This is a genomic window from Gordonia sp. LUNF6 (assembly GCF_047041125.1).
GTDB lineage: Bacteria > Actinomycetota > Actinomycetes > Mycobacteriales > Mycobacteriaceae > Gordonia > Gordonia sihwensis.
In genome coordinates this window covers 2,455,341-2,467,545 of the sequence record NZ_CP178181.1, presented here as the reverse complement: position 1 = coordinate 2,467,545, position 12,205 = coordinate 2,455,341, and the positions used below count along the sequence as shown (strand labels likewise).

General features: G+C 68.4%; 13 protein-coding genes. 5 read left to right on the top strand and 8 right to left on the bottom strand.

Features of this window, described 5'->3' with window-relative positions:
• Positions 1-15: 15 nt before the first annotated feature.
• Positions 16-1,026, bottom strand: a complete 1,011-nt coding sequence (locus tag ACK8HH_RS11535; RefSeq protein WP_412475187.1) for an alpha/beta hydrolase — start codon at positions 1,024-1,026, stop codon at positions 16-18.
• Positions 1,027-1,290: 264 nt separating this feature from the next.
• Positions 1,291-1,779 (bottom strand): SRPBCC family protein, encoded by a 489-nt coding sequence (locus ACK8HH_RS11530; protein WP_006895253.1) that lies wholly within the window; start codon positions 1,777-1,779, stop codon positions 1,291-1,293.
• A gap of 96 nt (positions 1,780-1,875) precedes the next feature.
• Here ACK8HH_RS11530 and ACK8HH_RS11525 point away from each other — a divergent pair, with 96 nt between their 5' ends.
• Entirely contained in the window at positions 1,876-2,463 is a 588-nt protein-coding gene (locus ACK8HH_RS11525; protein ID WP_039866984.1) for a TetR/AcrR family transcriptional regulator, read from the top strand.
• Between the two features lie 254 nt (positions 2,464-2,717).
• Here ACK8HH_RS11525 and glnA read toward each other — a convergent pair whose 3' ends face one another.
• On the bottom strand, positions 2,718-4,151 hold the full coding sequence (gene glnA / locus ACK8HH_RS11520) for a type I glutamate--ammonia ligase (RefSeq protein WP_006895255.1): 1,434 nt from the start codon (positions 4,149-4,151) through the stop codon (positions 2,718-2,720).
• 292 nt (positions 4,152-4,443) lie between these two features.
• On the opposite strand from glnA, the gene ACK8HH_RS11515 reads away from it, so the two are divergent.
• Entirely contained in the window at positions 4,444-4,977 is a 534-nt protein-coding gene (locus ACK8HH_RS11515) for an RDD family protein (protein WP_006895256.1), read from the top strand.
• A gap of 6 nt (positions 4,978-4,983) precedes the next feature.
• Here ACK8HH_RS11515 and ACK8HH_RS11510 read toward each other — a convergent pair whose 3' ends face one another.
• Entirely contained in the window at positions 4,984-5,601 is a 618-nt protein-coding gene (locus ACK8HH_RS11510) for a TetR/AcrR family transcriptional regulator (RefSeq protein WP_006895258.1), read from the bottom strand.
• Between the two features lie 119 nt (positions 5,602-5,720).
• Here ACK8HH_RS11510 and ACK8HH_RS11505 point away from each other — a divergent pair, with 119 nt between their 5' ends.
• Genes ACK8HH_RS11505 through ACK8HH_RS11495 form a run of 3 tightly spaced genes read left to right on the top strand, consistent with a single transcriptional unit; the run spans position 5,721 to position 9,102 of the window.
• On the top strand, positions 5,721-6,680 hold the full coding sequence (locus tag ACK8HH_RS11505) for an SDR family oxidoreductase (RefSeq protein WP_081598073.1): 960 nt from the start codon (positions 5,721-5,723) through the stop codon (positions 6,678-6,680).
• A complete protein-coding gene (locus tag ACK8HH_RS11500; protein WP_006895260.1) occupies positions 6,677-7,609 on the top strand; it encodes a patatin-like phospholipase family protein in 933 nt (310 codons plus the stop codon). Before ACK8HH_RS11505 ends, ACK8HH_RS11500 begins: the two co-directional genes overlap by 4 nt.
• Positions 7,606-9,102 (top strand): flavin-containing monooxygenase, encoded by a 1,497-nt coding sequence (locus ACK8HH_RS11495; RefSeq protein WP_006895261.1) that lies wholly within the window; start codon positions 7,606-7,608, stop codon positions 9,100-9,102. Before ACK8HH_RS11500 ends, ACK8HH_RS11495 begins: the two co-directional genes overlap by 4 nt.
• On the opposite strand, the gene ACK8HH_RS11490 is transcribed toward ACK8HH_RS11495, so the two are convergent.
• The 4 genes from ACK8HH_RS11490 to ACK8HH_RS11475 form a co-directional block, all read right to left on the bottom strand.
• Entirely contained in the window at positions 9,088-9,591 is a 504-nt protein-coding gene (locus ACK8HH_RS11490) for a nuclear transport factor 2 family protein (protein WP_039866938.1), read from the bottom strand. The two genes, ACK8HH_RS11495 and ACK8HH_RS11490, sit on opposite strands and share 15 nt — an antisense overlap.
• Positions 9,588-10,475, bottom strand: coding sequence for an LLM class F420-dependent oxidoreductase (locus tag ACK8HH_RS11485; protein WP_006895263.1), 888 nt, complete (start codon positions 10,473-10,475; stop codon positions 9,588-9,590). The genes ACK8HH_RS11490 and ACK8HH_RS11485 overlap by 4 nt, the downstream gene beginning before the upstream one ends.
• Positions 10,475-11,266, bottom strand: a complete 792-nt coding sequence (locus ACK8HH_RS11480) for an SDR family NAD(P)-dependent oxidoreductase (RefSeq protein WP_006895265.1) — start codon at positions 11,264-11,266, stop codon at positions 10,475-10,477. The genes ACK8HH_RS11485 and ACK8HH_RS11480 overlap by 1 nt, the downstream gene beginning before the upstream one ends.
• A gap of 88 nt (positions 11,267-11,354) precedes the next feature.
• Positions 11,355-12,110 (bottom strand): DUF4191 domain-containing protein, encoded by a 756-nt coding sequence (locus ACK8HH_RS11475; RefSeq protein WP_006895267.1) that lies wholly within the window; start codon positions 12,108-12,110, stop codon positions 11,355-11,357.
• Positions 12,111-12,205 lie beyond the last annotated feature (95 nt).

The window sequence follows — 12,205 nt, the reverse complement described above, 5'->3', positions numbered from 1 at the left end:
GGTGCCCGGTTCCGGTCAGGCTCCGATGGCCTTGGCGATCATCGGCCAGGACGAGTGCAGTTCGCGCTCCCAGTAGCCCCACGAGTGGGTGCCCTGCGGATGCAGTTCCACGCGGGCGGGGATCTTCAGCTGCGCCAGGCGTTGCGCCATCTGTTGGGTGCAGACGTTGGTGGCGGCTTCGATGGCGCCGCCGAGAACCACCCGGTCGGCCAGCGAGACGCCCTGCGCCGCGGTGCTTCCGGGCTCGATCGACTCGTCCTGCCCGGGGAGCCCGGAGTTGGAGGAGAGATAGATCTGGGTGCCGCGGAGCTTCTCGGCGTTGAGGTACGGATCGTTCTTGCGCCAGCCGGGGCCGTCGTACGGTCCCCACATATTGCGGGTGTCGGCCTTGCCTCGGCTCTCCACCACCGTGCGGATGTACTGCTGGCCGACCTTGTCGCTGGTGCGAGCGCAGCCGCTGTACGAGGCAGTGATCTTGTACAGCGCCGACGCGGCGATGGCGAGGTTCAGTACCGATGTGCCCGCCATCGAGATGCCCGCGATGCCGTTCTTTCCGCTGGTCTTGAACCTCTTGTCGAGCAGGGGAGGAAGCTCCTTCGTCAGGAAGGTCTGCCACTTCTGCTTGCCGAGGACCTCGTCGTCGCGCTCCCAGTCGGTGTAGTAGGAGAACATGCCCTTGAGCGGGGTCACCACGTTGACGTGCTTGGTGCGGAAGAACTCGACGTAGTTGGTGCGCAGGGCCCAGCTCGCGGAGTCCTCGCCGCCGCCGGCGCCGTTGAGCAGGTACAGCACCGGAGCCGGCTTGCGGGTGTCGGCGGGCCGCAGGACGTCGAGCGGGATGTCGCGCTGCATCGACTGCGAGTAGACGGTGACCACTTTGTGCTGCGGGGTGGCACCGTCGGCCACCGACACGATGTGGGAGGGAGCCGTGGCGGACGCGGACGCGGCCATGACCGTCGTACCGGTCGCAGCGGCCGTCAGGGTGAGCAGGCCGGCGAACAGACCTGCCAGGGAACGGATCTTCATACGAGTTCTTTTCACTTCCGTGAGCGACGCGAGCCGCTGCGGTGTCGGGGGGCCGGGAGGGCGCCGGAAGGAGACGCCGATCGGGACCGGCGGACTCGCAGTAAGTTGTAGCACCGCGGACGGCGGTGGTTGCGCGCAGAGCGCGCCGGAAGGCACAGAAACAGCGCTGGTGTCGCGGGACCGGTCACGACCCGTTCAGTCGGGCACACGCGCGAACAATCGGACGCGACAAGGCTGGGGAACCGACTTGCCGGTGGCCTCGGATCAGGTGGTGCGGTCGGACTGTTCGGCGGCGGCCTTGATCGCCTCGAGCGTCTGACGCATTCCGGCGCGCAAGACCTGAGTGAAGGCTTGCTGTCCGCCGAGGTACTTCTCGGTGAGTTCCCGTGAGTAGTCGGAGATGCCGGCCGGTGTCTCGCGCCGCTGGCTCAGGCGCGTCTGGCCCTTGGGCAGGGGAGTGGTCTGGAACGACCAGACGACCCAGTTCTCCTCGATCCGGAAGGCGATCTCCTGCTCAGGCTCGAACCGCACGATCGTGCTGTGGGTTGTCCACTTGAGGTCGCCTTCATGGTTGAGATGTGTGAACTCGGCACCGAGCTCGATCCGGTCGAAGCCTTCGCGCAGCCGCACGGAGTCGACCTGGGGACTCCACTGCGGCATGCGGCGCAGGTCGCTGATCAGTTCCCAGACCTGTTCCGGGGTGGCGTCGATGTCGATGGTGTCGTGCAGGAGCTCTGCGGAGGGGACGGGCACGGAGGGTCTCCAAACTATACGTTCGATCGGACGTGTTGTTGTGGAGCGTAGGTAGCGCCGATGGTTCGCGTCAAGTCGGTCGCATATTCTCGGACCATGACGTCGGACTCGAAGGTCGACGGGCGCCGTGCGCGTGGAGATCTCACGCGTCGCACCGTCGCGCGGAAGGCGGCGGAGATCGCCACCACCCATGGGCTCGACTCGATCAGCGTCGGGTCGCTCGCGGCGGCGACCGGGTTGAGTAAGAGCGGGATCCTGACGGTGTTCGGTACCAGGGAGGCGATCCAGGTGGCTGCTGTCGCCGAGGCGCGCGCGATCTATCTGGAGGCGGTTGTGGCTCCGGCATGGGGACATGAGCCGGGCAGGCCGCGGTTGCGGGCATTGTTGGACTGCTGGGTCGCCTACCTGCGGGCAGCGGTCTTCCCCGGCGGCTGCTTCATCGTCGCGAGTACGGCCGAGTACGGGCGCCGTGAGGGTGACGTAGCGGACGCGGTGCGTGCGTTGAAGCGTGAGTGGCTCGATCTGCTGGAGTCCGAGTTGCGAGAGGCGGGGGTCGCTGACCCGGCCGGGGACGCGTTCCGCATCGACGCCTACCTGTGTGCGGCGAACGTCCACCGCGAACTCTTCGGAAGCGAGGAGCAACTCGACCGAGCGCGAGACCTGGCGCTCGATCTCATCGGGTAGGCCGGCGCGGGCACCTGCGCACGTCTGTCTCGGCACTGTTCATGCGCGGCGACATCGAGCCCGGTCGACGGTTCGTCGAGCAGAGGGAACGGGGCTCGTCACGGATGGACGTGAGCCCGAGCGGCTGGATCGGCTCTGTCATCGCCGGACTCAGACGAGCCGACCCGCTCGGCGATCGGGAAGGTGATCGCGGAGCGGGTCGACTCTACTGCGGACGCACTGCGGACGGGAGACCCGTCTTAGCAGGTCAGACGTCAGCAGTCGTAGTACAGGTTGAACTCGTACGGGTGCGGGCGGATCTGGATCGGCTCGATCTCGTTCTCGCGCTTGAGTGCGATCCAGGTCTCGATGAGGTCCTCGGTGAAGACGCCGCCGTTGGTCAGGTAGTCGTGGTCCTGCTCGAGGCGATCGATCACGGCAGACAGCGAGGTCGGTGCCTGCGGGATGCCCTTGGCCTCCTCCGGCGGGAGCTCGTAGAGGTCCTTGTCGACCGGCTCGTGCGGCTCGATGCGGTTCTTGATGCCGTCCAGGCCGGCCATCATCATCGCCGCGAATGCCAGGTACGGGTTGCCCGAGCTGTCGGGGCAGCGGAACTCGATGCGCTTGGCCTTCGGGTTGTTGCCGGTGATCGGGATGCGCACACAGGCGCTGCGGTTGCGCTGGCTGTAGACGAGGTTGATCGGAGCCTCGTAGCCCGGAACCAGGCGCTTGTAGGAGTTGATGGTCGGGTTGGTGAAGGCCAGCAGCGACGGAGCGTGGTGCAGGATGCCGCCGATGTAGTAGCGCGCGATGTCCGACAGTCCGGCGTAGCCCGACTCGTCGTGGAACAGCGGCTTGCCGTCCTTCCAGAGCGACTGGTGAGCGTGCATGCCCGAACCGTTGTCGCCGAAGAGCGGCTTCGGCATGAAGGTGACCGACTTGTTGTTCTGCCACGCGGTGTTCTTGATGATGTACTTGAACAGCTGAACGTCGTCCGCGGCGTGCAGCAGCGTGTTGAAGCGGTAGTTGATCTCCGCCTGGCCGCCGGTGCCGACCTCGTGGTGGCCGCGCTCGAGGGTGAAGCCCGAGTTGGTCAGGTTGGTCGACATCTCGTCGCGCAGGTCGACGTAGTGGTCGTACGGGGCGACGGGGAAGTAGCCGCCCTTCTGGCGGACCTTGTAGCCCTTGTTCGGGGTGCCGTCGGGGTTGGTCGGCGACGCGGCGTTCCACCAACCTGACTCCGACTCGACCTCGTAGTGGGTCGAGTTCATCTCGGAGCTGAACGAGACCGAGTCGAAGATGTAGAACTCGGCCTCCGCGCCGAAGAAGCAGGCGTCGGCGATGCCGGTGGAGGCGAGGTACTCCTCGGCCTTGCGCGCGACGTTGCGGGGATCGCGGCTGTAGGCCTCGCGGGTGAACGGGTCGTGAACGAAGAAGCTGATGTTCATCGTCTTCGCCTTGCGGAACGGGTCGATCCGCGCGGTGGCCGGGTCGGGGAGGAGCATCATGTCCGACTCGTCGATCGACTGGAAGCCGCGAACCGACGAACCGTCGAATGCCAGGCCCTCTTCGAAGACGTCCTCGGTGAATGCTGCTGCGGGGATGGAGAAGTGCTGCATCGTTCCCGGCAGGTCACAGAAGCGGATGTCGACGTACTCGACACCTTCGGCCTTGATCCCCTCGAGCAGTTCCTCGTTCGTGTTGTACACGGTTCGCCTGACTCCTTCTTGGTGAAGATCCGGTCAGAAACTCTCTGACACAGAACCCGTGCCACCCTCGCGAGGGCAGCACGAATCTCGGCAACCAGAGTACGGAGATGACGTTGCTCGTGCGCTAAACCAATGTTTCCCCCGTGTTACACCGATGGCCGGCGCGTTACGAAAGACCGCGTCGCGCGCGCGGCGGTGTGGTCGGAGTCACGTTATTGGGGTGCACGGGGAAGCTGGCTACCATGGCATTCATGACCGTGGTATTCATGACCGTTTCCCGAGGGGCCCAGTAGTGGCGCGCGCGACGAGTACGTGGCTGTCGGGGCCGCAGTTCCCGGGTGCCACGGAGAACGAGTACCGCGGGCAGGATCTCGGGTTGCCGCAGGACGGACCGGGCGCTCTCGCCGGCGGGTGGCTGCGCGTGGTGGGGTTGCTGTTCGACTGGCTGATCGCCGGCGGCCTCGCGATCGTGATCGTCGGCGTGCGGCCGGCTCAGGAGATGGCGTCGAGTCTGGAGATGACCATGCGTGCGGCGGCGACGCCGCAGTTGATCATCTGGTTCGTGATCGGTGTGCTGGCGGTGGCCTTCTTCGGCTTCACCCCGGGGCAGTTCATCGCGGGCACGCGGGTGGTAAGGGTGGATCTGGGCAGTGATCGCGGCGCCGCGGAGGCTCGCGGGGAGACGCCGAGGGCCGCGGTCGGGCCGATTCGGGCCCTCGGCCGCCAAGCGATTCTGATCTTCGTGGTGCCGGCACTCATCAACGACTACAACGGTCGCGCGATGCACGACCGCGCGACCGGAACGGCCATCGTCCGCACGCGCTGAGTCGACTCACCGGCCGAACGCCGACCGGATCAACGCGATGCCGGGTTCGACGGACACGGCCGGGTCGATGGCTCGTTGGATCCCGAGCCCGATTCCGGTGCTGAGAATCAGGTCGGCGATCTCGTCCCGCGTGGGCACCGGATTCGAGGTGTCCGCCGCCGCCTGGTCGATGAGCGGCGAGAAGTCTCCGAGAACGGTTTCGAGAAGCCCGGCCAGGGCGTCGCGCGCATCCTCACGCAGGGAGACGATCATCGCCTTCTGTTCCGGATGATGCCGTGAGAGCACCGCGAACTCCATTTCGAGCATCGTCCACTCCACGTCGCCGATGGTGCGGCGCACCCACGCTGCGAAAGCGTCGAGCATCCCGTGCAGGTCGGTGCTCTGTTCGACGATGCCGCGCAGCTCGTTCAGCTTCTCCCCGTGGATGTCCTCGAGCACGGCCCGGCAGAGCGTCGGCTTGTCCTTGAAGTTGGAGTACACCGCGCCCTTCGAGAAGCCCGCCGCCTCGGCGATCGCATCGAGGCTGGTCGCCGCGTAGCCGGCGTCGAGGAACTGGGTGCGTGCGGTGGCGAGAAGAGCCGCTCGGTTCCGCTCCTTCTGGTCGGCGCGGCTGATCCTGGCCATATCGGACCTCCTCATTTCAGATACCGAAGGTATTGACATACCGATGGTATCTGAACGATCATCGGTGCCATCATCCAATGGCAAGATCCGAGAGAAGGTGGGCCGTGAGGCTGTCCGAGATGCTGAGCGAGTTGGTTCCGGGGTCGTACGCGCGGTCGAATCCGCGGATCGAGCCGCCCGGCGCCGTCGTCGTAGTCACCGGTGGGGCGCGGGGGATCGGCGCCGAGATCGCCCGACAGTTCGCGGAGGCGGAGGCGACGGTCTGGATCGGGGACGTGGACGCCGACGTCGCCGCTGACACGGCTGGCGTCATCGACGGTGCGCGGTCGGCGGTGCTGGACGTGACCGACGCCGTCTCCTGGCGTGAGTTCGTCTCGAAGGTCCTCGACGAGTGCGGGCGCATCGACATCCTGGTCAACAACGCGGGTGTGATGCCGGTGGGCGCGTTCCTCGAGGAGTCGGAGGCCACCGCCGATCTGATCCTCGACGTCAACGTCCGGGGCATGCTGAACGGGATGCGCGCCGTCCTGCCTTCGATGCTCGGCGAGGGGAGAGGCCACATCGTCAACATTGCGTCGATGGCCGGAATGCTGCCACTGCCGGGAATGGTCTCGTACAACGCCAGCAAGTTCGCCGCCTACGGCGCCTCGCTGGCCGCCCGCCGCGAATACGACGGCACGGGCGTCACCGTGTCCGCGATTCTGCCCGCAGCGGTCCGCACCGAGCTGGCTTCCGGAGCGGACCTCGGAGGCGTGCTTCCCACCGTCGACCCGCAGGATGTCGCCCGTGCCGTGGTCCGCACGGTTCGCACGCGAGCGGCCCGCACGTCGGTCCCCGGATGGGTGCTGCCCGGATGGTCGATCGCCGACCTGTTCGTCCCGGAGTCGGTGGAACGCGTCGCGCGCACTCTGGCCGGACACGGTCAGGCGCTGGCCCTGGACGCCGCGGAGCGATCGGCGTACCTCGCACGGATCGCGAGGCAGGCGAGCGATCACGCGGCGGGCGGCCACTCCGGCGGCACGGTGGTCGACGGCGCGGTAGTGGACTCTGCGGGCACGAGCGAGGTGCGGGCGCGATGACGAAGACGGCCCTGGTGATCGGATGCGGCGGGACCATCGGCGGAGCGTGGGCGATCGCCGCCCTCGACGAGCTGACTCGGCAGACCGGTTGGGACCCGGCGGAGGCGACGGTGCTGCAGGGCACCTCCGCCGGTGCGGAGATGGTGACGATGCTCGCCGGCGGATTCACTGCCGCCGACCTCGCAGACATGCAGGCCGGTCGGGCCACCAGCCCGATTCTCCGGGCGCACTCGGCTGCCACGCCCCCGAGCCTGCCTCCGCTGCCGCGTCCGGCGCGACCTCGACCCTCGACGCTGTGGACCAGGCGCGGCGGTCACGCCGCGCTGACCGGCATCGCTCCCCGCGGGCGCGGTGATGCCTCCTGGCTTCAGCGACTCGCGGACGCGGTGACCGCGGACTACGGCCGACTGCCGCATCCCGGCGCGCGCATGGTCGCGTACCGCGTGGACGACGGCGCGCGCGTCGCGTTCGGTGCTCCGGGTGCACCGAAGGCCGGCGCAGGCGAGGCGCTGCGCGCCTCGTGGGCGATTCCCGGATGGATGCCCCCGGTGGCGATCGAGGGCCGCGAGTACGTCGACGGCGGGGCCGCGTCCACCGCCTCGGTGGATCTGGTCGCGCGAGACGAAGCGGATCTGATCTACCTGATCACCCCGATGGCGTCGGCGCCGTCCGTGCGGGCCCCCGGAATCGGCGGACTCGCCGAACGAGCTCTTCTCCGGCGGCCGATGTCGGCCGTGCTCGACGCCGAGATCGCAACCGTCCGTCGACGCGGGACCGAGGTGGTCCACATCGCCCCCGGTGCGGCAGACATGGCCGGTCTCGGATGGAACTTCATGAACCGGGATCACCGGGAGCGCGCATTCGACGCCGCGCGATCGACCGTGGCCGAGGCCGTCGCCCGGGCTCTTGAGACTCGGGCCGCGCTGTGACGGCCCGCCGATCGCCGCGGATCGTCGTCATCGGTGCGGGGATAGCCGGCATCACCACGGCACATGTCCTGCAGGAGGCCGGGTTCACCGACTTCACCGTCTACGAGAAGGGCGACGACGTCGGCGGGGTATGGCATTGGAACCACTACCCGGGTCTCACGTGCGACGTGCCCTCGCAGCTCTACCAGTTCGGATTCGCACCCAAACCCGATTGGCCCAAGATCTGGGCCAGTGGTCCGGAGATCCAGCGGTATCACCGGGACGTCGTCGAACGCCTGGGCTTGAGCGACCGGATCCGGCTGAACGCCGAGGTCGTCAGCAGCGTCTTCGACGACGCCACCGGTCGGTGGACGGTCACTCTCGCTGACGGGGAGACGGTGGACGCCGACTTCGTCGTCTGCGCCACCGGGGTGCTGCACAACCCGTCGATCCCCGACATCCCCGGGCTCCACAGCTTCGCGGGACCGGTGGTGCACACCGCGCGTTGGGACGACGACGTGCGCACCTCAGGACAGCGGATCGCGGTGATCGGCACCGGCTCCACCGGCGTGCAGGTGGTCTCCGCGCTACAGCCGGAAGCCCGGGAACTGCTCCACTTCACCCGGACCCCGCAGTGGATCCTCTGGGCGCCGATGTCGTTGCCGCAGTTGCCCTTCGCGGACACCGTCCTGGCCGCGTCGCCGCGCCTGCATCACGCGCTGTACCGAGGCCTGCTGTGGGGGTCGGGAATTCTGGCCGACATCGTCCGCAAAGACACGTGGCGCCGCCGAGCCGTTCAGGCCTACGCGCGGCTGTCGCTGCGCGCGCAAGTCCGCGACAGCGACTTGCGGGCCGACCTGACGCCCGACTACCAGCCGCTGTGCAAGCGGCAGGTGGTGTCGGGCACCTACTACCGTGCGATCACCGCCGGCAACGCCGACCTCGTGACCGAGTCCATCACCGAGGTCCGGCCGGAGGGGATCGTGACCGCCGACGGGCGGCTCCACGAGGTGGACGTGATCATTCTGGCGACCGGCTTCCGCGCGCACGACTACATGCGCCCGATGACGGTGGTCGGCCGCGGCGGACTCACGATCGACGAGGCGTGGCGGGACGGTCCGCGGGCGTACCGGATGACGGCGATCCCGGGCTTCCCCAACCTGTTCACCGTCCTCGGACCCAACTCACCGACCGGCTCGATCTCCCTGCAGTACACGGCCGAGAAGACCGCACGGTACCTGGCGCAGTGGTTCGACCTGTTCCGGAACGGAGAGGTGGACCGGATAGAGGTCACCGAGGAGGCGACGGCCGAGTTCAACGCCCAGGTGGCGGCGGCGTCGGAGACCACGGTGTGGAAGACAGGCGGATGCGATTCCTGGTACCTCACCGAGTCCGGTGCGGTGGACCTGTGGCCGTTCGACCGCGCGACGCTGTCGAGGATGCTCGCCCGGCCCGACCGGTCGCACTTCCGGCTCGGTGCGGATGAGCCGCTCGGCGACTCAGCTGCTCTCTGACGTCCGGTCGAGGCCGTGGGAGGCGAGCAGCGCGCGCACCTCGTCGGATCCGTCGACCTTGCGTGCGGTGCGCTGGGCCACCCGCCACCCGTCGGGGGTGCGGGTGAGCGCCCAGTGATTGACCGTCGCACGCAGCACGGTGAAGGTGTCCCTGGCGGGGTCGCGCAGGAGCAGCTGCGAGTAGCTGACGACGCTCGCACGGTCGCCGTCGATCCGGATCTGCGGCGCGCTCATCACGTGACTGCAGCCGCGGTGGATGAGCCCCTGGTGCGGATCGCCGGTCACCATGTCCGCGATCTCCTGCGCACCGGAGAGCCTGCCGGTGTCGACGTCGTACACGCCGTCCTCGGTGAAGAGAGCGAGCACGTCGTCGACCGACCCGGTGTCGATCGCGGGACCGTAGCGGTAGACGAGATCGGTGATCGCGAGCCTGTCCTCCACGAGGCGCAGCCGGGTCTCGAGAGCCTCGAGCCGCTCGTCGACATTCATCGGGGGCCCTCCGCCGCGGGGCTGAACACGGCGCCCTGCGCACGGGCGAGGGAGTGGAGTGCGTCGAGCTGGTCGGTGTAGTGATCCAGACCGGTGGCGGCGATGGATGCTGTCACGATCGTCGCGCCGGCCGCCTGCAGTGAGTCGAGACGGCTCCGGACCCCGTCCGGATCGCCGAGCGGGTCCACCGGACCGCTGGGCAGCACCACGTCGAATCCCTCCGGGGTCTCGACGCGCGACAGCATGGTGGCGACCTCGTCGGGCGACAGGGCGAACGGGCTGAACCCGTCGCCGAGTTCCACGGCGCGGCGCAGGGCGCGACCGCTCCGGCCGCCGACCCACACGGGCACCCGGTCCTGCACTGCGTGCGGCTCCACCGTCACGCCGCCGTAGGAGTAGTACGGGCCGGTGTGCGACGGCGTGCCGGTCGGGAACGCCGACCGGATCGCGGCCAGCGCGTCGTCGGCGCGGGCGCCGCGGCCGTCGAACTCGGCGCCCAGCAGCTCGAACTCCTCCTGCAGACTCCCGACGCCGACGCCGAGGACGAGTCGTCCGCCGGAGACCTGGTCGAGGGTGCCGTAGCGCTTGGCGACTTCGAGCGGATGGTGATAGCCGAGAACCAGCACGCTGGTCGCGAAGCGGATCTGGCGGGTGATGGCCGCGAGGTACCCGAAGGTCGCGAGCGGATCCCAGTACACGCCGCCCCGGACCGCGGCCACCTCGTCCGGCACCGCGACGTGTTCGCTGCAGGTGAGGTGGTGGAAGCCGAGGGCGTCGGCCACACGGGCGGCCGTCGCGATCTCAGCGATGCCCGCACCCTTCTCCCAGTCCTGAGTGGTCGGCGGGTAGGCGGTGACGACGGGCAGACCGAGTCCGATGCGCATCACCGCTGACCGACCACCTTCGCGATCACGTCGGCGGACGCCTGAACGATCGCGGCGCGATCGGGCCCCGACTGCCGCTGAACCGACCTCACATTGTTTTCGGTGATCCAGACCGGGCCGTCGGCCAGATGGGCCAGACCCTCGGCGGCGACATCGTCGGGCTCGGACACCGGGATGCCGGGGTTGTCGAAGTTCAGGCCGCGGCGCTCCATCGCGGGGGTCCGGGTGAGTCCGAGCACCAGGTGCACCACGTCCACGTTCTTCGGCTTGCACTCCACCCAGAGACCTTCGGTGAAGACCCGGAGGAAGGCCTTCGACGCGGCGTAGGCGCCTTCGCGCGGTGAGCCCGTGTAGCCGGCGACCGATCCGGTGGTGATGACTCCGCCCCGGCCGCGCTCCACCATCGCCCGCGTGTAGTGGTGCAGGAGCGGCAGCTGGCGCAGGACGTTGAGCGTGACCACCTCGTTGTGGCGCGCGAGGTCGCCGTCGACGAACGAGTGCCCGTACGTGTTGGCGCCGGCGTTCATCACCAGGAGCCCGATCTCGAGGTCGGCGGTCGCGTCGATCAGCCGTTCGGCGGCGTCCTCGTCGAGGATGTCCAGAGCGACCGTGCGCGAAGGTGCGCCGAGCGCCTGCACCTCGCCGGCCACCGCCTCCAGACGCTCGGCGTTGCGGGCGGCGAGCACGACTCCGAACCCGTCGGCGGCCAGGCGCCGGGCGAACGCGGAACCGACTCCCTCGGAGGCTCCGACGATCAATGCCCAGGGGCCGTAACGGTTCAGATCGGTCATGTCAAAGCTCCTCGTTCGAGTCGGAATCGCCCGACATTCGCACGAGCGCGATGCGGGCGGTGGGGCGGTGTTCCACCGGCCGGGAGGTTCAGGCCCCGCGGCGACGGGTGGTGCGGCTGACGCTGCGCATCTTGGCGCCCTGCGGCATCGGGCCCTTGGGCATGGCGGCGCCGGCGCCGCCCTTCGCCTTGAGCGCGGACAGTCGGCCCTCGAGCGCGTCCATCCGCTTGCGGTCGATGTTGCTCGGGAGTTTGCGGATGTGGCGTTCCAGCTTCGACAGCGGCACCTGGCCGTCGCCGTCGCCGACGAGGATCTCGTAGATCGGGGTGTCGCCGACCACGCGGGCGGCCTTCTTCTTCTCCTGCGCCAGCAGCGGCTTGACGCGAGTGGGGGAGCCCTCACCGACCAGGATGACGCCGGGCTTGCCGATGACGCGGTGCACCGCGTCGAGATGCGAGGTGCCGGTGACGGCCTGCTGTACCCGCCACTGCCCACGGATGTTGCTCAGAGCCCAGCCCGCGGCGCCCGGCTGGCCCTCGGCCTTCTTGTAGACGCTCCGCTGAACGCGCCGGCCGAACAGAACGAAGGCGAGCAGCGCGCCGAGGATGACGCCGAGCGGCAGGGTGATCCAGAGATTGTGGAAGACGAACTGGCCGAGCAGGCCGAAGACCAGCGTGGTGCCCAGGACGGTGGCGACCATCAGCGGGATGAGGGCCTTGTCCTCTTTCCGCTGCATCTGGAACGCCTGCCAGATCTGCTGCCGCCGTTCCCTGCTCGCCGCTTTGCGAGCTGCCTTAGCAGCCTGCTTCGCCTCTTTGCTCGACTTGTCTTGCGCCTTAGCCATGAGTGCCAGTCTACGGTGCACACCGAGCGCGCCGACGCAGTGTCGACGGCGCTCGGGTAGCGCGGCCCGCACAACGGAATCGACCGGCCGGAACA

What these genes read in the sequence shown, in the direction of transcription:
- ACK8HH_RS11505 (WP_081598073.1), top strand. Translation starts at nt 5,721, where the DNA reads ATGCTGAGCGAGTTGGTTCCGGGGTCGTACGCGCGGTCGAATCCGCGG.
- ACK8HH_RS11525 (WP_039866984.1), top strand. Translation starts at nt 1,876, where the DNA reads ATGACGTCGGACTCGAAGGTCGACGGGCGCCGTGCGCGTGGAGATCTC.
- ACK8HH_RS11480 (WP_006895265.1), bottom strand. Translation starts at nt 11,266, where the DNA reads ATGACCGATCTGAACCGTTACGGCCCCTGGGCATTGATCGTCGGAGCC.
- ACK8HH_RS11475 (WP_006895267.1), bottom strand. Translation starts at nt 12,110, where the DNA reads ATGGCTAAGGCGCAAGACAAGTCGAGCAAAGAGGCGAAGCAGGCTGCT.
- ACK8HH_RS11510 (WP_006895258.1), bottom strand. Translation starts at nt 5,601, where the DNA reads ATGGCCAGGATCAGCCGCGCCGACCAGAAGGAGCGGAACCGAGCGGCT.
- ACK8HH_RS11490 (WP_039866938.1), bottom strand. Translation starts at nt 9,591, where the DNA reads ATGAATGTCGACGAGCGGCTCGAGGCTCTCGAGACCCGGCTGCGCCTC.
- ACK8HH_RS11535 (WP_412475187.1), bottom strand. Translation starts at nt 1,026, where the DNA reads ATGAAGATCCGTTCCCTGGCAGGTCTGTTCGCCGGCCTGCTCACCCTG.
- ACK8HH_RS11485 (WP_006895263.1), bottom strand. Translation starts at nt 10,475, where the DNA reads ATGCGCATCGGACTCGGTCTGCCCGTCGTCACCGCCTACCCGCCGACC.
- ACK8HH_RS11500 (WP_006895260.1), top strand. Translation starts at nt 6,677, where the DNA reads ATGACGAAGACGGCCCTGGTGATCGGATGCGGCGGGACCATCGGCGGA.